Source organism: Nonomuraea sp. NPDC050328 (assembly GCF_044459405.1).
In the GTDB taxonomy this organism is placed as follows: domain Bacteria; phylum Actinomycetota; class Actinomycetes; order Streptosporangiales; family Streptosporangiaceae; genus Nonomuraea.
The window spans coordinates 128,706-144,389 of sequence record NZ_JBITIW010000005.1; the positions used below are offsets into that span (position 1 = coordinate 128,706).

A 15,684-nucleotide genomic window follows, 5' to 3' on the forward strand; every position below is an offset into this window, starting at 1 on the left:
GTCGGGCCATGTTGAGCACCACCCGGCTGAAAGTCCTCCTGGAAGTCTTCCGCGCCGGCAGCATCGCGGGCGCCGCCCGCACCCTGAAGCTGTCGCCGTCCGCGCTGTCGCACCAGCTCGCCAAGCTGGAGGAGGAGGCCGGCGTCGGGCTCGTCGAGCGCGGCGCGCAGAGCCTGCGGCTGACCGCCGCCGGGCGGCGGCTGGCCATGCGCGCCCAGGAGGTGCTCGACCTGCTGGAGGCGACCGAGAAGGACCTGCTGGAGCTGGCCAGGGCCGACTCCGGGCACCTGCGGGTGGGGTTCTTCGCCTCCGCCGGGTACCGGTTGCTGCCGCTGGCCCTGGCGCGGTTCGCGGCGCGCCATCCCGGGGTGGAGCTCGACCTGGAGGAGGGGCAGCCGCACGAGCTCATGCCTGAGCTGGAGCGCGGGGAGATCGACCTGCTGGTGGTCTTCGAGCACCCGCTCGATCCCTGGCGGGCGCCCGTGGGGGTCGAGGTGGTGCCGCTCTTCGACGAGCCGCAGCTCGTGGTCGTGCCCGCGGGGCACCCCGCGGGGCGGCGGGATCGGGTACGGCTGGCGGAGCTGGCCGGGGAGGCGTGGATCACCTCCTACGGGACGGGGTCGCCCGTGCTGTCCGTGCTGGAGCGGGCGGCGGCGCTGGAGGGGTTCACGCCGCGGATCCGGTGCCGGAGCGACCACTACGAGGTGACCATCGGGCTGGTGCGGGCGGGGCTGGGTGTGGCGCTCGTGCCCAGCCTGGGGGTGCACGGGGCCACCGGGGTGGAGGTGTGCCGGGTGGTGGGTGATCGGCTGCACCGGCGGATCGGGGTGGCTATGCGGCCTACCAACCCCAATCCGGCTCTTCGCACGTTTGTGGCTTACCTGCGGAATGCGGCCACCCAGCTTCGGGGGGCCCTGCCCGGGCCCGCCCGCTCCACCGGTTGACCGGGCGCCCGGGCTGGGGTCCTTTGGGTAGGGGCGGGCCGCCCGGGCTGGGGTCCTCTGGAGGGGGCGGGCGGGTGCTCGGGCTGGGGTTCTTCGGGGGGTACGGCAGGCGGGCCCGGTCAGTGGGTCATGTGGCTAGGTGGGAGATGAGGAGGCCGGCCTGCCGTACGGAGTCGACGAGGGCGGGTTCGGAGCCGGGCGGGCCGGAGGCGAGCACGGCGTAGGCGACCCGGCGGCGGCCGGTGAAGACGCCGACGTCGGCCCGGGTGCCGACGTCGGTGCCGGTCTTGTTGGCCACCCACACCTCCCCCGGCACCGCGGCCCGCGCCTCGGGGTCGTGCGGGACGAGGGCGGCGGCCAGGCCGCGGTCGGTGTTGGCCGCCATCCAGCCGAGCATGATCCGCGCCCAGGGCGCGTCCCCGGCGGCGAGCGCGGCCAGACGGGCCAGTTCGGCCGCGGTGCCCAGGGCGAAGGCGGGCGGGTGCTCGGGCAGCCGCGGCTCGCGGATGCGGTCGAGCAACCGGGTGCGGGCCAGCCCCAGGGCGGCGGCCCCGGCGTTCACCCGGGCCAGGCCGATGCGCCGCAGGAGCGCGTTGGTCGCGGTGTTGTCGCTGACCGCGGCGGTGAGCAGGGCGAGGTCGGCCACGGTCCAGCGGCGCTGGGACAGGCCGGTGAGCAGGCCGGAGCCGGGGCAGTAGTCCTCGTCCAGCAGGTCCACGGGCTCGTCGGGGGCCAGGGCGCCGGCGTCGAGTCCCATGGCGGTCTCGGCGAGGAGCAGGAGCTTGCCGGTGCTGGCCAGGGGAAGTTCGAGGTCGCCGTTGACGCCGGGGCCGCCGTCCACGGCGACGGCGAGCGTCCCGGGACAGGCGGCGGCCAGCGCCCCGAGTTCCGCGGCCAGTCCACCGAACCACGAGCCAGGCTCGGATCCAGGGTCCAGGTGGGGGGCTGGGGAGAGGTCGGGGTGGGGGGAGGTCATACGCGGAGCACCTTTCCCGGCAGGGCCCCGGTGGGCGCGCCGTCACGGACGACGATCTCACCCGCGACCGCCACCAGGGCGATCCCGGCCGGCGGCAGGAGGGGTTCGGCGTAGGTGGCGCGGTCGGCGACGGCGGCCGGGTCGAAGACGACCAGGTCGGCGTGCGCCCCGTCGCGCAGCACCCCGCGGTCGCGCAGCCCGAAGCGTTCGGCGGCCAGCCCGGTCATCCGGCGCACCGCCTCCGCCACCCCGAGCAGGCCGAGGTCGCGGCCGTAGTGGCCGAGGACGCGGGGAAAGGTCCCGGCCCAGCGCGGATGCGGCCGCCCCGGCTTGGGCACCCCGTCGGAGCCGATCATCGTGTACGGCCGGCCCAGCACCCGCTGGACGTCCTCCTCGACCATGGAGTGGCTGATGATGGTCACCTCGCCCCCGGCCAGCAGCTCGGCGACCAGGTCGAGGGGGTCGAGCCCGCGGTCGGCGGCCAGGTCGGCGATGACGCGGCCCTCGTCGGCGGGCCGGTGCTCGGCGCAGGCGATGGAGATGCGGTCCCAGCCGCCGTTGCCGACGGTGTTCTCCCAGCCGGGCACGCCGTCGGCGATGGCCCGGCGCATGAGCTCGCGCTGGGCGGGGTCGGCCAGGCGGGCGGCGAGCGCCTCGGATCCGCCGTCGTTGGCCCAAGGCGGCAGCATGGCCGACAGCGAGGTGCTGCCGGCGGTGTAGGGGTAGACGTCGCAGGTCACGTCGAGCCCGGCGGCGCGCAGCTCGTCGAGCCGGGCCAGGGTCCGCTCGGTGCGTCCCCAGGCGTGCTTGCCGGCGGTCTTGTGGTGGGAGACGTGCAGCGCGGCGCCGCTGCGCCGGGCGATCTCGACCGCCTCCTCCAGGGCCTCCTCCACGCGGGCCATCTCGTCGCGCAGGTGGGTGACGTACGGCTTGCCGTGCCGGGCGGCGACCGCGGCCAGGGCGACGACCTCGTCGGTGCCGGCGTAGGTGCCGGGGGTGTAGATGAGCCCGGTGGACAGCCCCGCCGCCCCCGCGCGCAGGTCGGCGTCGAGCCGGTCGGCCATCGCGGCCAGTTCGGCGGGGGTGGCGGGGCGGTCGGCCTCGCCGATGACCGCGGCGCGCAGGGTGCCGTGCCCGGCGAGCGCGGCCAGGTGGTTGGCCCGTCCGGCCCGCTCGTGGGCCTCGGCGAAGGCGGGGAAGCCGGTGAAGATCGCGGCCCGGTCGTCGGTGCGTCCGGGCCCGGCGGGGAACATGCTGGAGCCGCAGTTGCCGCAGATCTCCACGGTGACGCCCTGCCGTACCGCGGCCAGGGCCAGGTCGGTCAGCGGCCCGAGCAGGGCCGTGCCGTCGGAGTGGGTGTGCACGTCGATGAAGCCCGGCGCGACGACCGAGCCGGTGACGTCGACCTCGGCGCGGGCGGTGGCGGGCGCGCCGGGCGGGAGGAGGGTGAGCCTGCCGGAGGAGGCGGCCAGGTCGGCGGCGCGCAGGGGCGCGCCGGTGCCGTCCGCCAACTGCCCCCCGCGCAGCAGCAGGTCATAGGTCATGCGAGCACCGGCTCCAGGAAGGTGAGGGTGCCCGCGCTGGCGTCGAGCCGGGCGCGCACGCCGATCGGGTAGGTCTGCTGGGCGATGCCGTGACCGATGTCCGCGCCGGCCAGGACCGGCACGCCGAGGTCGCTGAGCCGGTCGACCAGCATGCGCTCGACCTCGCGCGGCTCGCCGCAGTCGGTGAAGGTGCCCAGGATGATGCCGGCGACGCCGTCGGTGTAGATCGAGCGGCGGAGCTGGGTGATGATGCGGTCGAGCCGGAAGAGCTCCTCGTCGACGTCCTCCAGGAACAGGATCGCGCCGCGCGCGGGCAGGCTGGTGTCGGTGCCGAGCGAGGCGGCCAGCAGGGTCGCGGTGCCGCCCAGGGTGATGCCCTCGGCGACGCCGGGCACGACGGCCTGGCCGTCGAGGAAGGTCAGGCCGGTGACGGTCTCCGGCTTGAACAGCAGGTTGGTGAGGAAGTCGAAGTCGTAGCGGCCCGGCCCCTGGTAGAAGCCGTTGCAGGCGACCATCGGGCCGAAGAAGGAGACCCAGCCGAGCTTCACCGCGATCGCCTCCAGCAGCGCGGTGACGTCGGAGTAGCCGACGACCACCTTGGGCTGGAGCGGGTCGATGCGGGTCCAGTCGACGCGCTCCAGGGTGCGCTGCATGCCGTACCCGCCGCCGGCCAGGAAGACCCCGGCGTAGGCGGGGTCGGACAGCGCCCGGGTGAGGTCGGTGGCGCGCAGGGCGTCGTCGCCGGCCAGGTAGTCGAAGTCGCTGCCGGTGTCGCGGGCGGAGGTGAAGGTGTCCGGCTTGAGGCCGATCTCCTCCAGCGCGCGCAGGCCGAGGTCGAGCTGGACCTGGTTGACCGGGCTGCTGGCGGCCAGCACGGCGACGCGGTCGCCCTCACGCAGGGCACGGGGGCGGCGGTAGACGGTCATCTAGTGGTTCCTCCGCAGGAGCAGGCGGGTGTAGTCGTGGGCGGGCTGGAGCAGGACCTGCTCCACGGGGCCGGTCTCGACGATCCGGCCCTCGCGCATGACCGCGACGCGGTCGGCGATGTTCCAGGCCAGGCCGAGGTCGTGGCTGACGACCAGGGCGGACAGGCCGAGGCTCTGGCGCAGGTCGAGGATGAGCTTGAGGATCTCGCCGCGCACGGAGGCGTCGAGCGAGGCCACGGGCTCGTCGGCGACCAGCACGGCGGGTTCGAGGGCGAGCGCGCCGGCGATGACGACGCGCTGGAGCTGGCCGCCGGACAGCTCGTGGGGGAAGCGGCGGACGAACTCGGCGGGCGGGCGGAGGCCGGCCTTGGCGAGGGCCTCGTGGACGCGTCCCGGGAGGTCGTCCTTCATCCCGTGCAGCCGGGGGCCTTCGGCGACCGCGTCGAAGACGTGCTGCCGCGGGTTGAGCGCGCCGTACGGGTCCTGGAGCACGAGCTGGACGCGGCGGCGGTGGGCCCGCAGGGCTCGGTAGTCCAGCGGGGCGCCCTCGGCCAGGACCTGCCCGGCCGTGGGCTTGACCAGGCCGACCAGGGCGCGGGCCAGGGTCGACTTGCCCGAGCCCGACTCGCCGATCAGCGCGACGATCTCGCCGGGCGCGACGTGCAGGTCCACGCCGCGCAGCGCCTGGAATCCCTGCTGCCCGCGCCGCCGCGCCGGGTAGGCGACCTCCAGCGCGCGGGCCTCCAGGACCGGCGCCGCCCCCTCGGGCGCCGCCGTCGCGGGCGTGTCCACCTCGGCGCTCATGCGGGCTCTCCTTCCGGCACGCGCAGGCAGGCGGCCAGGTGGTCCGGCCCCGCGGGCCGGAGGGAGACGGGTTCGGTACGGCAGGCGTCCCCCGCGTGCGGGCAGCGCGGCGCGAAGGCGCACCCGGGCAACTGCTCGGTCAGCCGGGGCGGATCGCCGGGCAGCCCCGCCGGGGCGTAGCGCGAGGCGGGGTCCCCGATGACCGGGAAGGCCCGGCACAACGCCTCGGTGTAGGGGTGCGCGGCCTGCCCGACCAGGCGCTTGGACGGCCCGATCTCGACCAGCCGCCCGGCGTACATGACCGCCAGCCGGTCGCAGGTCCCGGCCAGCACCGACAGGTCGTGGCTGATCATGATGACCGCGATGCCGGCGTCGCGCACCAGCTCCGACAGCAGCTCCAGCACCTGGGCCTGGACCACGGCGTCGAGCGCGGTGGTCGGCTCGTCGGCGATGATCAGCTCGGGGCGGCAGGCGAGCGCCATGGCGATCATCACGCGCTGGCGCTGGCCGCCGGAGAACTCGTGCGGGAAGTCCCCCGCGCGGGCCGCCGGGACGCCGACCTTGTCCAGCAGCTCGGCGGCCCGCTTGCGGGCCTCGCGGCGCGAGACCCGCTCGTGCAGCAGGATCGGCTCGGCGATCTGCTCGCCGATGGCCCGGACCGGGTTGAGCGCGCTCATCGCGCCCTGGAAGACCACCGACGCCCCGGCCCAGCGCACCGCGCGCAGCCGCGACCAGCGGGCGGTCAGCAGGTCCTCGCCGCGGTAGCGCACCTCGCCGGTGACCCGCGCGCCGGGCGCGAGCAGCCGCAGCAGGCCGAGCGCCATGGTGGACTTGCCCGAGCCGGACTCCCCCGCCACGCCGAGCGTCTGGCCGGCGTCGAGGGTGAAGCCGACCCCGCGCACCGCGCGCACGTCCGGCCGGTAGGTGACCGTGAGGTCTCTGACCTCCAGCAGCGGGCTCATGAGACCATCCGCGGGTTGAGGACGTGCTCGACGGCGCGTCCGGTGAGCGTGAAGCCCAGCACCACCAGCAGGATGGCGATGCCGGGCGGCAGCAGGTACCACCAGGCGCCCGCGGTGACCGCGCCGCCGGAGAAGGCCATCTGCAACATCGCGCCCCAGGTCACGCTGGTCGGGTCGCCGAGGCCGAGGAAGGTCAGGGTGGCCTCGCTGAGGATCGCCGAGGCGACGGTGAGCGTGCTGGAGACCAGGATCAGCGGCAGCACGTTCGGCAGCACCTGGCGCAGCATGATCTGCGCGTTGCCCGCGCCCAGCGCCCTGGCCCGCTCGACGAACGGCCGGGCCTCGACGGCGAGCGTCTGGGCGCGCACCAGGCGGGCGGTCGCCGTCCACGAGGTGACCGCGATGGCGATGGTGATCGAGGCCGCGCCCTGGCCGAGCACCGCCGACAGCGAGATCGCCAGCGGCAGGCTGGGCAGCGCGATGAACCAGTCGGTGACGTGCATGAGCGCGTTGCCGACCCGGCCCGGGTAGTGCCCGGCCAGCAGGCCGACCGCGCTGCCCAGCAGCACGGTGAGCACGGTGGCGATCAGGCCGATGGCCAGCGACTCGCGCGCGCCCCAGATGGTCAGCAGCAGGATCGAGCGGCCCGCCTGGTCGGTGCCCAGCGGGTAGCCGTCGACCGGCGGGGACAGCCGCGGGCCGTCCACGCGGGTGACGTCGAGCTGGTCGGGGCCGATGAACAGCGGCGCGGCGAGGGCCAGCAGGCCGAGGACGGCGAGCACGGCCAGGCCGGCGAGCCCGGCGGGCCGCTTCAGCAGGGCCCTCATGCCGCCCGCACCCGGGGGTCGAGCAGCCGGTAGACCAGGTCCGCCAGCAGGTTCATGATGATCACACTCGCGCTGAAGACGATGAAGGTGCCCTGCAGCAGGGGCAGGTCGGGGATCTTGAGTGCCTCGTAGGTCAGGTGGCCCAGGCCCGGCCAGGAGTAGACCGCCTCGACGGTGATCGCGCCGCTGACCAGGGTGCCGAGGTGCATGAAGATCACGGTGACGCTGGGGAGCAGCGCGTTGGGCACGGCGTGGCGGCGCCGCACCTCCGCGTCGGTCAGGCCCTTGGCGCGGGCGGTCAGCAGGTACGGCGAGCCGAGCTCGTCGATGATCGACGAGCGCATGATGGTCACGTACTGGGCGAAGACCACCAGGACCATGGTGAGGCAGGGCAGCACCAGGTGGTTGGCCACGTCGATCACGTAGTCGAAGCCGGTGGCGTTCAGGGCCGGGTCGCTCATGCCGCCGGCCGGGAAGATCCCGATGCAGAGCACGAGCAGGATCATGCCGAGCCAGAACGTCGGGACCGACCACAGGGTGAGCGAGGCGGCCGAGGCCACCCGGTCGAGGGCGCCGCCGTGCCGCCAGCCGCTGTGCACGCCCAGCCACAGGCCCAGCACGATGGAGACCGCGGCGGCGGTGCCCATGAGGAGCAGGGTGGGGCCCAGGCGCTCGCCGACCAGGCTGGCGACCGGCTGTTGGAACTGCCAGGAGTAGCCGAGCTCGCCGGTGAGGGTGTCCTTGAGGAAGCTCAGGAAGCGCATCCAGACCGGGTCGTCCAGGCCGAGTTGCAGCCGGAGCTGTTCGAGCTGGGCCTCGCTGGTGGGGCGGCCCCGGGTGAGGGTCCGGACCGGGTCGGCGGGCATCAGGTTGAAGATGACGAAGCCGATGACCAGGGTGACCAGGAAGCTCACCGCGGCGGCCACCAGCCGGCCGGCCAGGTAGCCCGGCAGGCCGGCGCTGCGCTTCGACCCCCCGGCCACCCCCTTGGCCGGGGTGGCGGGGGTGGCGAGGGTCACCGGGGCGGCCGGGCCGGGTTCACTCACGGTCGCCTGCCGTACGGCGGCGGGCGACGATCACGCCGCCGCCGGCCAGGAGGAGGACGGCGGCGCCGAGCCCCCACCACAGCCCGCTGCTCCCGCCCGAGGCGGAGGCGGCTGCGGAGCCGGGCTGGGCGGCCGCGGGCGGCGCGGCCTTGAGGTAGCTCCAGAACGACGACTGCACCGGGTAGAGCCCGTTGGCGTCGGGCTTGCCCTCGATGACGCCGGTGACGGTGTCGGTCCGGGCGACCAGCAGCCGGTTGGCGTAGTAGTAGATCTGGTTGACGTTGGCGTCGTAGAGGATCTGCTGCATGTCGCCCACGATCTTGGCCCGCTCGGCGGGGTCGAAGGCGGTGCGCTGCTTGGCGAACAGCTCGTCGTAGGCCTTGTCGCAGAAGAAGGAGTCGGTGTTGCCCGCGCTGCCGTCGTCCTTGGGCAGCACGGCGCAGGTCTGGATGCCGAGCAGGTAGGTCGGGTCGGGCCCGGTGGACCAGGCGTCCATGAGCAGGTCCCAGTCGCCCTTGGCCAGGTCGCTGTTGAGCGCGCTGAAGCTGAGCGACTGGATGGTGGCCTTGATGCCGATCTCCTTGAGCCAGCCGGCCAGGTAGGTCGAGATCGCCGCGTCGGCGGAGTCGTCGGAGTGGATGCCGAAGCGGAAGGCCAGCGGCTTGCCGCTCTTGGGGTCGACGCGGACGCCGTCGGCGCCCTTCTTGTAGCCCGCCTCCTCCAGGATGCGGTTGGCCTCGGCCGGGTCGTACGGGGTGACCTGGGGCGGCGTCCAGTTCCACTGCGGCCAGGCCGGCGGCAGGTAGCCCTGGCCGACGGTGCCGAGGCCGTCCAGGACCTTGTCGACGAGGGTCTTCTTGTCGGTGGCCAGCGCGATCGCCTTGCGCACGACCGGGTCGCCGAGCGCGGGGTGGCCGGTGCCGATCTTCTTGCCGGTGCGGGTGCGCGCGTTGTGGTTGATCTCCAGGCCGTACCAGCCGTTGCCCGCGGTCTGCGCGGTGAGCAGGCCGGGCTGGCCCTGCAGGGCCTTGAACTGGGTGGCGTTGACGCCTTCGACGAAGTCGAGCTGGCCGCTGCGCAGCGCGGCGACGGCGGAGTCGCTGGCCTTGAAGACCTGCTGGATCATCTTGTCGAACTTGGGGCCTCCGAGCACGAACTCCTTGTTGGCGCTGTAGCGGGCGTACTGCTCGGGCTTGTACTCGGTGAGGGTCCAGGGGCCGTAGCCGACGACGGGGAAGGCGTCGTTCTTCTCCGTCTTGATCGTCTTGCCCTCCCAGACGTGCTTGGGCACGATCGGGATGCCGCGCTTGGGGATGCTCACGTAGAGCACGTTCGACTGCGGTTCCTTGGTCTTGATCACCAGGGTGGCCGGGTCGGGGGCGGTGACCTCGGCGAAGTTGCTGACCAGGGAGCCGTTGGCGGTGGCCGCGACCTCGTCCTTCATGATCAGGTTGAGCGTCCAGGCGGCGTCCTCGGCGGTGATCGGCTGCCCGTCGCTCCACTTGAGCCCCTGGCGGAGCTTGAAGGTCCAGGTCAGCTTGTCCTCGGAGGTGCTCCACTCGGTGGCCAGGTAGGGGCCGGGGGTGCCGTCCGGCTCCAGGGAGTTCAGCGTGGGGTAGATCGAGCCGAAGATCTCCAGCGCGCCGTCGTAGTAGGCCAGGAACGGGTTGAGCGTGTCCACGCCGGAGCCGTCCATGAGCACCCTGAGGGTGGTGTCGGCCGGGGCCGCCGAGGCTGGCGCGCCCGCCAGGACCGTGCAGGCGGCGAGGGCGCCGGCGGCCAGGAGTCTGCGCATCGGCTCTCCTTCGGGGAGGTCAGAGGGGGTGGGGTGTGGACGAATGCTGGCGAATTCCGTTCGGCCTCCCAACGTTCGTGAGTGCTTCACGGGCTGAGCATCGAAAACTTCGATGGTGTCTTGCCAGGGGCGGAGAAGCCGCAGGTGGGAGGATGGGCGGGTGCTCGGGCAGCTCGCGGTGGTCCTCGGCCTCATGCTCGCCACCGCCCTGCTCGTCGCGGTCGGCGAGCGCGTCCGCCGGCCGTACCCGGTGCTGGTGCTCCTGCTGGGCGTGGCGCTGGCGCTGATGCCCGGCGTGCCCGACGTGCGCATCGATCCCGAGCTGATCCTGCCGATCTTCCTGCCGCCGCTGATCTTCGCCGCGGCGCAGCGCAGCTCGTGGGGGATGATCCTGGCGCACCGCCGCACGGTCGTCTGGATGGCGCTGGTGCTGGTGCTGGTCACCGTCGCGGCGGTCGCCTGGACCACCTGGCTGGTCATCCCCGGCGTCACCGCCGCGGCCGCCATCGCCTTCGGCGCGCTCACCGCGCCGCCCGACCCGGTCGCCGCCGAGGCGGTCGCCGAGCCGCTGCGCCTGCCCCGCCGCCTGGTCACCACCCTGCAGAGCGAGGGGCTGTGCAACGACGCCACCGCCCTGGTGGTGTACGGCGTGGCGGTCCAGGCCATGCTCAGCGGCACCTACTCGGTTCCGGTCGCGGTGCTCGACTTCTGCTACGAGGCCGGGGCGGCGGTGCTGCTCGGCCTGGGCGCCGCGTGGCTGGCCCGCTGGCTGCTGGCGCGCATCGCCGAGGAGACCGCGCGCAACGCGCTCACCCTGGTCGTGCCGTTCGCCACCTACCTGGCGGCCGACGCGATCGGCGCCTCCGGCGTGCTCGCCGTGCTGGCCGCCGGCCTCACCCTCGGCCGCTCCACCGACCAGGACGCCGGCGTCAAGGACCGGCTGTACGGCGGCGCCTTCTGGGACACGCTGGAGCTGCTCATCACCGGCCTGGCCTTCGGCCTGATCGGGCTGGAGCTGCGCGCGGTGCTGGAGGCGGGCGTGGACCTCAAGGTCGCGGCCTGGCACGCGGCGGCGATCTGCGTGGTGATCGTCGGGGTGCGGTTCGCGTGGATGGCGGTGTCCGGGCCGATGGCCAGGCGCTCCGGCGACCCCGACCTGGTGCCGGCCAACTGGCGCGAGGACCTCGTCCTGGCCTACTGCGGCATGCGCGGCCTGGCGACGCTGGCGCTGGCGCTGGCCCTGCCGCTGGACACGCCCGCCCGGGGCGAGCTGCTGCTGGCCGCCTTCGCGGTGATCGCGGTGACGCTGGTGCTGCCGGGCCTGACGTTGCCGCCGCTGGTCAGGGCGCTGGGCGTGCAGGCGGACGCGGACGCCGAGCTGGCGGCGACGAGGCCGCTGGCGATCCGCGCCGGGCGGGCGGCGCTGGGCCGGCTGAACGAGCTGGCCGAGGGCGACGAGCTGCCGGACGAGGTGGTCGAGCGGTTGCGCGAGCGGCACCGCTCGATGCTGGTCCAGCTCGGCGACGAGCCCGGCTCCGACGACTACCAGCAGGTGCTGCGGGAGCGGGTGCGGCAGGTCAAGCTCTACCGGCAGGTCGAGGACCAGATGGTCATGGCGGCGCGGGCGGAGATCCTGCGGGCCCGGCGCGAGCCCGGGGTGGATCCGAAGGCGGCCGACCAGGTGCTGCGCCGGCTGGATCTGCAGAGTTCGGCCCGCGCCTGAAATCCCGCCGCCCGCGGCCATTCACCATGAGATAGTGACACGAATCATCTTTTATCGCGCTATCCGGTGTTAGTGGAGATAAGGGGGAGACGTGTCGGGATTTGACCCTGATACGCCTAATGTCGCGCGGATGTATGACTATTACCTCGGGGGCAAGGACCACTTCGCGGTCGACCGGGAGGCGGCCGAGCAGGTCCTCCAGGTGGCGCCGCAGACCCCCGCCCTCGCCCGTGCCAACCGAGCCTTCCTGCGGCGGGCCGTACGCCACCTGACCAGCGCCGGGATCCGCCAGTTCGTGGACATCGGAGCCGGTCTGCCCACCCAGGGCAATGTGCACGAGATCGCGCCCGAGGCGCGGGTGGCCTACCTCGACCACGACCCGTCGGTCCTGTCGCACGCGCGGGCCCTGCTCGCCACCACCCCGAATACGCTGGCGCTGCCCGGCGACCTTCGCAACACAGTTGAAATTTTGAAAAATCAGGAGTTACGGAATTTCCTGGATTTCACCGAGCCGATCGGGCTGCTGCTCGTGGCGGTGCTGCACTGCCTCACCGAGGAGGACGACCCCTACGCCCAGATCGCCGAGCTCCGCGAAGCCGTACCCTCCGGAAGCCACCTGGTGATCTCGCACATCAGCGCGCGCGAGCAGGTCGAGTCGGCCCGGCAGGGCGCGGCGGTCTACCGGCGGGCCAGCACCACCATGACGTTGCGCGACCGCGAGCAGATCAGCCGCATGTTCGACGGGTTCGAGCTGCTCGAACCGGGCCTGGCCGACCTGCAGGACTGGCGGCCCGATCCCGACGAGCTCGACCTGGACGGCCGGCTGCCGGGCTGGTTCCTGTGCGGCGTGGGGCGTAAGCCGTGAGCCCGTCGTTACCCTTCCCCAGCGACCCGGCGGCCTTCACCCCGATCGCCGGGCAGCAGCCGGCCGGGCTGGCCATCCCCCGCCTCGACCTGATCCGCGAGGAGCACCGCGCCTTCCGCTCCGAGGTCGGCGGCGGCTTCTGGGTGCTGACCCGCTACGAGGCGATCGTGGCCGCGTTGCAGGACCACGAGCTGTTCAGCAACGCCGCGGTCAGCGTCTTCGACCCCGAGCCCCGCTACCGGTGGATCCCCGAGATGCTGGACCCGCCCGAGCACACCGAGTGGCGACGCCGGCTGCGGCCGCTGTTCGCGCCCGGCCGGATCGCCGCCATGGAGACGCACATCCGGGCCACGTGCGCGGCGCTGGTGCGGGAACTGGCCGGGCGCGGCGAGTGCGACTTCGTGCCCGACTTCGCCCGGCGCTTCCCGACCACGATCTTCCTGGAGCTGATGGGTCTGCCGGTCGAGCGGCTGGAGACCTTCCTGGCCTGGGAGGACGCCATCCTGCACGCGCCGCCGGCGCCGGACCGGCGCGAGGCGCGGATGGCGGCGATGGGCGAGGTGAGCGCGTGCTTCGCCGAACTCATCCGCGAACGCCGCGCCGAGCCGCGCGACGACCTGGTGAGCGTGGCGGCGGGCTGGGACGTGCCCGAGGAGGACCTGCTCGCCCTCTGCCTGCTGCTGTTCCTGGCCGGGCTCGACACGGTGACCGCGCAGCTGTCCTTCGCCTTCTGGCACCTCAGCGAGCATCCCGCCGAACGGGCGGCGCTCGTCGCCGAGCCGGCGCGCATCCCGGCAGCGGTCGAGGAGTTCGTGCGGGCGTACTCGATCGTGCTGCCCGGCCGCAAGCTCACCCGGGACGCCGTTGTCGAGGGCTGCCCGATGCGGGCGGGCGAGATGGTGCTGCTGCCGCTGACGATGGCCAACCGCGACCCCGGCGCCTTCCCGGACGCCGCCGAGGTGGTGCTCGACCGGGCCAAGAACCGGCACCTGGGCTTCGGCGCGGGCGTGCACCGATGCCTGGGCGCGCACCTGGCCCGCGCCGAGCTGCGCATCGCCCTCGAGGAGTGGCATCGGGTGATCCCCGACTACCAGGTGTCCGGCGAGGTGGTCGAGCACGTCTACCAGTTGCTCGGGCTCGACCACCTGCCGTTGCGCTGGGCTACGGGCTGACCGGGGCGGGCGCCTTGACGCCCAGGGCCCGCAGCTCCTGCGGGCTCACCCGGCTGACGTTCCAGTCGTGGTCGGTCGAGGCGTACTGGTGCACCACCCACTCCCTCCACGGCCGGGGCGGCTCGACCTCGCCCTTGGACTTGCCGTAGTGCGCGACCCAGAGCGGGTACTCGCCCAGGCCCTCGCCGTACTGGCCGGCGAAGGACCACGAGCTGTAGAAGAACGGCTTGACGCCGGTCTGCTGCTCGACCCGCTCCAGCCAGCGCCTGGCCCAGGCGTTCACCTGCTCGACCGAGCGGCCGTCGGCCACCTCCAGGTCGAGGGCGAGCAGGTCGCCCTGGACCAGGCCCTGCTGCCGCACCACCGTCAGGAAGTGGTCGGCCTCGCGGACCGGGTCGGTCCCGGGGTGGCCGTAGTGGTAGGCCCCGCGGACCAGGCCGTTGCCCCGCATCTCCCGCCAGTGCCGGGCGAAGGCCGGGTCGGTGCCCCGCTCCCCCTCGCTCGCCTTGGCGAAGCCGAACTCCACGCCCGGGGTGCCCCAGTCGAAGGTGGCGTCGTAGCGGGAGGCGTCGACGCCCTTCACCTGCCCGTCGGCCTGGGCGGCCACGGCCGGGACGGCCGCCACCGCGGCGGCCAGAGCCAGTGTCACCATCGTTCGCCGCATGGCGCAGCTCCCTTCCTGTGCTTGGACTCCTTCCAGCCTCGGCGGAAAAAGCCCAGGTCACATCGGGTGTCCGGGGGGTTGGGCGGGACCGAGGGGGTGAGGCGCGGGTCAATCGATCGGTTGACCGGTTCGCCTTCCTGTTGATACCCCCCTAAGGTATGCATATGACACCGGAACGTCGTCTCGAGGAACACCTGGCCCGCTGGCTCGGGCAGTGGCCGCCGCCCGCAGCCGGGATCACCGTCGTCGGGGAGCCGCGCCGCCTGGCGCCCGGCTGGGACGGGCGGCTGCACCCCGTCCTCGGTGTCGCCCGGCCCGGCGGCGACGGGGTCCTCTCCGTCCCGCCGCCGCACGTCGCCGCGGTCACCCGGGAGTACGGCAGGCCAGCCGGCGCCGCGATCCCCGAACTGGTCGGCTTCCCGGGACGCGGCTGGTTCACCGCGCTCTTCCGCTGGAGCGCCAAGCCCGCCGAACTGCCCGACACCGGCGTCTGGGTACCCGCCGACGGCGACGGGGTACCGGCCTGGCTGCGCCCGTTCGGCGGCGAGGTCCTGGTAGCCCGCGACCCGGACACCGGCGAGCACCTGGCCGGCGTGGGCGTCAAGCGGCACGACGAACACGGCCACGAGCTGGCCGTGGTGACCGAGCCGCAGGCCAGGGGCCGGGGCCTGGCCCGGACGCTGGTGGCGCAGGCCGCCCGGCGGGTGCTGGACGAGGGCGCGGTGCCCACCTACCTGCACGATCCGGGCAACCACGCCTCGGCCGCCACCGCCGACTCCGCCGGCTTCCCCGACCTCGGCTGGACGGCGTTCGGGCTCACCGAGGCGCGGGAATGAGGGGCCTCGTGCCGGACCGCCCGGGGAGTAGCGTGAGGCCATGCGCCATTGGATCGGAGCGATCGCGGGGCTGCTGCTGACACCGGTGCTCTTCGCCGGGCTGACCTACGGGGCGGGCCGGGCGGTCAGGGGGTGGTCGCTGCACTACCTCCCGTGGATCGGGCTGAGCGCGCTGCTGGCCACCGCGGTCGTGGCCGGGATCCTGGCCGGGTCGCGGATCTCGCCGCTGGCCTCGCTGGTGCCGGGGCTGGCGTTGCTGGTCGTGGGGGTGATGCACCAGCTCTCGGTGCTGGTGGGCGGGCTGCCGGTGGCGGAGCTGGAACGGGCCTTGCCCACCGACCTGCGCAACGGGTACCTGGCGACGGCGCGGTCGGGGATGATCGTCCTGGTGGGGGCGCTGCTGGTGGTGGCCTCGACGGCCCCGGCGCGCTGGCGGAAGGCGCCGGTGGCGGCTCCGCCGTACCGGCCGGAGGCAGGGGAACGGGCGCGGTCCGAGGGGGCGGAGCGGGAGCAGCCGACCCGGCCGTTCCACCGGGAGTGACCCGTCCGGTCCCGGCCGTCGCGCCGCCTTTCCTCACCGGGCGCTTTGACATACCGTCA

Annotated in this window: 14 protein-coding genes and 1 pseudogene; 6 read left to right on the forward strand and 9 right to left on the reverse strand. The window is 73.7% G+C overall.

Annotated elements, in window-relative coordinates; genetic code table 11:
- Positions 1 to 8 precede the first annotated feature (8 nt).
- Positions 9 to 944, forward strand: coding sequence for a LysR substrate-binding domain-containing protein (locus ACIBG7_RS20285; protein ID WP_397337217.1), 936 nt, complete (start codon positions 9 to 11; stop codon positions 942 to 944).
- 127 nt (positions 945 to 1,071) lie between these two features.
- On the opposite strand, the gene ACIBG7_RS20290 is transcribed toward ACIBG7_RS20285, so the two are convergent.
- The 8 genes and pseudogenes from ACIBG7_RS20290 to ACIBG7_RS20325 all read right to left on the reverse strand — a co-directional run bounded on the left by ACIBG7_RS20290 (position 1,072) and on the right by ACIBG7_RS20325 (position 9,824).
- Complete coding sequence (locus ACIBG7_RS20290) at positions 1,072 to 1,920, reverse strand: serine hydrolase (RefSeq protein ID WP_397337218.1); 849 nt, start codon at positions 1,918 to 1,920, stop codon at positions 1,072 to 1,074.
- The gene (locus tag ACIBG7_RS20295; RefSeq protein ID WP_357928044.1) at positions 1,917 to 3,464 is read right to left on the reverse strand and encodes a D-aminoacylase; all 1,548 of its coding nucleotides are present in this window, start codon (positions 3,462 to 3,464) and stop codon (positions 1,917 to 1,919) included. The genes ACIBG7_RS20290 and ACIBG7_RS20295 overlap by 4 nt, the downstream gene beginning before the upstream one ends.
- On the reverse strand, positions 3,461 to 4,390 hold the full coding sequence (locus tag ACIBG7_RS20300; protein ID WP_397337219.1) for an LD-carboxypeptidase: 930 nt from the start codon (positions 4,388 to 4,390) through the stop codon (positions 3,461 to 3,463). The genes ACIBG7_RS20295 and ACIBG7_RS20300 overlap by 4 nt, the downstream gene beginning before the upstream one ends.
- A gap of 15 nt (positions 4,391 to 4,405) precedes the next feature.
- Positions 4,406 to 5,194 (reverse strand): annotated as a pseudogene (locus ACIBG7_RS20305) (ABC transporter ATP-binding protein); the annotation flags it as partial.
- Positions 5,191 to 6,156, reverse strand: a complete 966-nt coding sequence (locus tag ACIBG7_RS20310) for an ABC transporter ATP-binding protein (protein WP_357928048.1) — start codon at positions 6,154 to 6,156, stop codon at positions 5,191 to 5,193. The pseudogene ACIBG7_RS20305 and the gene ACIBG7_RS20310, both read right to left, overlap by 4 nt.
- Entirely contained in the window at positions 6,153 to 6,983 is an 831-nt protein-coding gene (locus ACIBG7_RS20315; RefSeq protein ID WP_357928049.1) for an ABC transporter permease, read from the reverse strand. The genes ACIBG7_RS20310 and ACIBG7_RS20315 overlap by 4 nt, the downstream gene beginning before the upstream one ends.
- Positions 6,980 to 8,029 carry an ABC transporter permease gene (locus ACIBG7_RS20320; protein ID WP_397337220.1) on the reverse strand — a complete coding sequence of 350 codons (1,050 nt, stop codon included), beginning with the start codon at positions 8,027 to 8,029 and terminating at the stop codon, positions 6,980 to 6,982. Before ACIBG7_RS20320 ends, ACIBG7_RS20315 begins: the two co-directional genes overlap by 4 nt.
- The gene (locus ACIBG7_RS20325; protein WP_357928053.1) at positions 8,022 to 9,824 is read right to left on the reverse strand and encodes a peptide ABC transporter substrate-binding protein; all 1,803 of its coding nucleotides are present in this window, start codon (positions 9,822 to 9,824) and stop codon (positions 8,022 to 8,024) included. The genes ACIBG7_RS20320 and ACIBG7_RS20325 overlap by 8 nt, the downstream gene beginning before the upstream one ends.
- A 160-nt stretch (positions 9,825 to 9,984) precedes the next feature.
- Here ACIBG7_RS20325 and ACIBG7_RS20330 point away from each other — a divergent pair, with 160 nt between their 5' ends.
- The 3 genes from ACIBG7_RS20330 to ACIBG7_RS20340 all read left to right on the forward strand — a co-directional run bounded on the left by ACIBG7_RS20330 (position 9,985) and on the right by ACIBG7_RS20340 (position 13,584).
- Positions 9,985 to 11,547, forward strand: coding sequence for a cation:proton antiporter (locus ACIBG7_RS20330; protein WP_397337221.1), 1,563 nt, complete (start codon positions 9,985 to 9,987; stop codon positions 11,545 to 11,547).
- Between the two features lie 130 nt (positions 11,548 to 11,677).
- Positions 11,678 to 12,412, forward strand: a complete 735-nt coding sequence (locus ACIBG7_RS20335) for an SAM-dependent methyltransferase (RefSeq protein ID WP_357928056.1) — start codon at positions 11,678 to 11,680, stop codon at positions 12,410 to 12,412.
- On the forward strand, positions 12,409 to 13,584 hold the full coding sequence (locus ACIBG7_RS20340) for a cytochrome P450 (RefSeq protein WP_357928058.1): 1,176 nt from the start codon (positions 12,409 to 12,411) through the stop codon (positions 13,582 to 13,584). Before ACIBG7_RS20335 ends, ACIBG7_RS20340 begins: the two co-directional genes overlap by 4 nt.
- Here ACIBG7_RS20340 and ACIBG7_RS20345 read toward each other — a convergent pair.
- Complete coding sequence (locus ACIBG7_RS20345; protein ID WP_397337222.1) at positions 13,574 to 14,248, reverse strand: glycoside hydrolase family 25 protein; 675 nt, start codon at positions 14,246 to 14,248, stop codon at positions 13,574 to 13,576. The two genes, ACIBG7_RS20340 and ACIBG7_RS20345, sit on opposite strands and share 11 nt — an antisense overlap.
- 164 nt (positions 14,249 to 14,412) lie before the next feature.
- On the opposite strand from ACIBG7_RS20345, the gene ACIBG7_RS20350 reads away from it, so the two are divergent.
- The gene (locus ACIBG7_RS20350) at positions 14,413 to 15,084 is read left to right on the forward strand and encodes a GNAT family N-acetyltransferase (protein WP_397337223.1); all 672 of its coding nucleotides are present in this window, start codon (positions 14,413 to 14,415) and stop codon (positions 15,082 to 15,084) included.
- A 40-nt stretch (positions 15,085 to 15,124) separates the two neighbouring features.
- Positions 15,125 to 15,625, forward strand: coding sequence for a hypothetical protein (locus ACIBG7_RS20355; RefSeq protein WP_357928064.1), 501 nt, complete (start codon positions 15,125 to 15,127; stop codon positions 15,623 to 15,625).
- Positions 15,626 to 15,684 lie beyond the last annotated feature (59 nt).

Excerpts from the sequence above, each read along its gene's own strand:
- ACIBG7_RS20300 (WP_397337219.1), bottom strand. The coding sequence starts at position 4,390 with ATGACCGTCTACCGCCGCCCCCGTGCCCTGCGTGAGGGCGACCGCGTC.
- ACIBG7_RS20335 (WP_357928056.1), top strand. The coding sequence starts at position 11,678 with ATGTATGACTATTACCTCGGGGGCAAGGACCACTTCGCGGTCGACCGG.
- ACIBG7_RS20325 (WP_357928053.1), bottom strand. The coding sequence starts at position 9,824 with ATGCGCAGACTCCTGGCCGCCGGCGCCCTCGCCGCCTGCACGGTCCTG.
- ACIBG7_RS20295 (WP_357928044.1), bottom strand. The coding sequence starts at position 3,464 with ATGACCTATGACCTGCTGCTGCGCGGGGGGCAGTTGGCGGACGGCACC.
- ACIBG7_RS20345 (WP_397337222.1), bottom strand. The coding sequence starts at position 14,248 with ATGCGGCGAACGATGGTGACACTGGCTCTGGCCGCCGCGGTGGCGGCC.
- ACIBG7_RS20290 (WP_397337218.1), bottom strand. The coding sequence starts at position 1,920 with ATGACCTCCCCCCACCCCGACCTCTCCCCAGCCCCCCACCTGGACCCT.
- ACIBG7_RS20350 (WP_397337223.1), top strand. The coding sequence starts at position 14,413 with ATGACACCGGAACGTCGTCTCGAGGAACACCTGGCCCGCTGGCTCGGG.
- ACIBG7_RS20355 (WP_357928064.1), top strand. The coding sequence starts at position 15,125 with ATGCGCCATTGGATCGGAGCGATCGCGGGGCTGCTGCTGACACCGGTG.
- ACIBG7_RS20285 (WP_397337217.1), top strand. The coding sequence starts at position 9 with ATGTTGAGCACCACCCGGCTGAAAGTCCTCCTGGAAGTCTTCCGCGCC.
- ACIBG7_RS20315 (WP_357928049.1), bottom strand. The coding sequence starts at position 6,983 with ATGAGGGCCCTGCTGAAGCGGCCCGCCGGGCTCGCCGGCCTGGCCGTG.
- ACIBG7_RS20310 (WP_357928048.1), bottom strand. The coding sequence starts at position 6,156 with ATGAGCCCGCTGCTGGAGGTCAGAGACCTCACGGTCACCTACCGGCCG.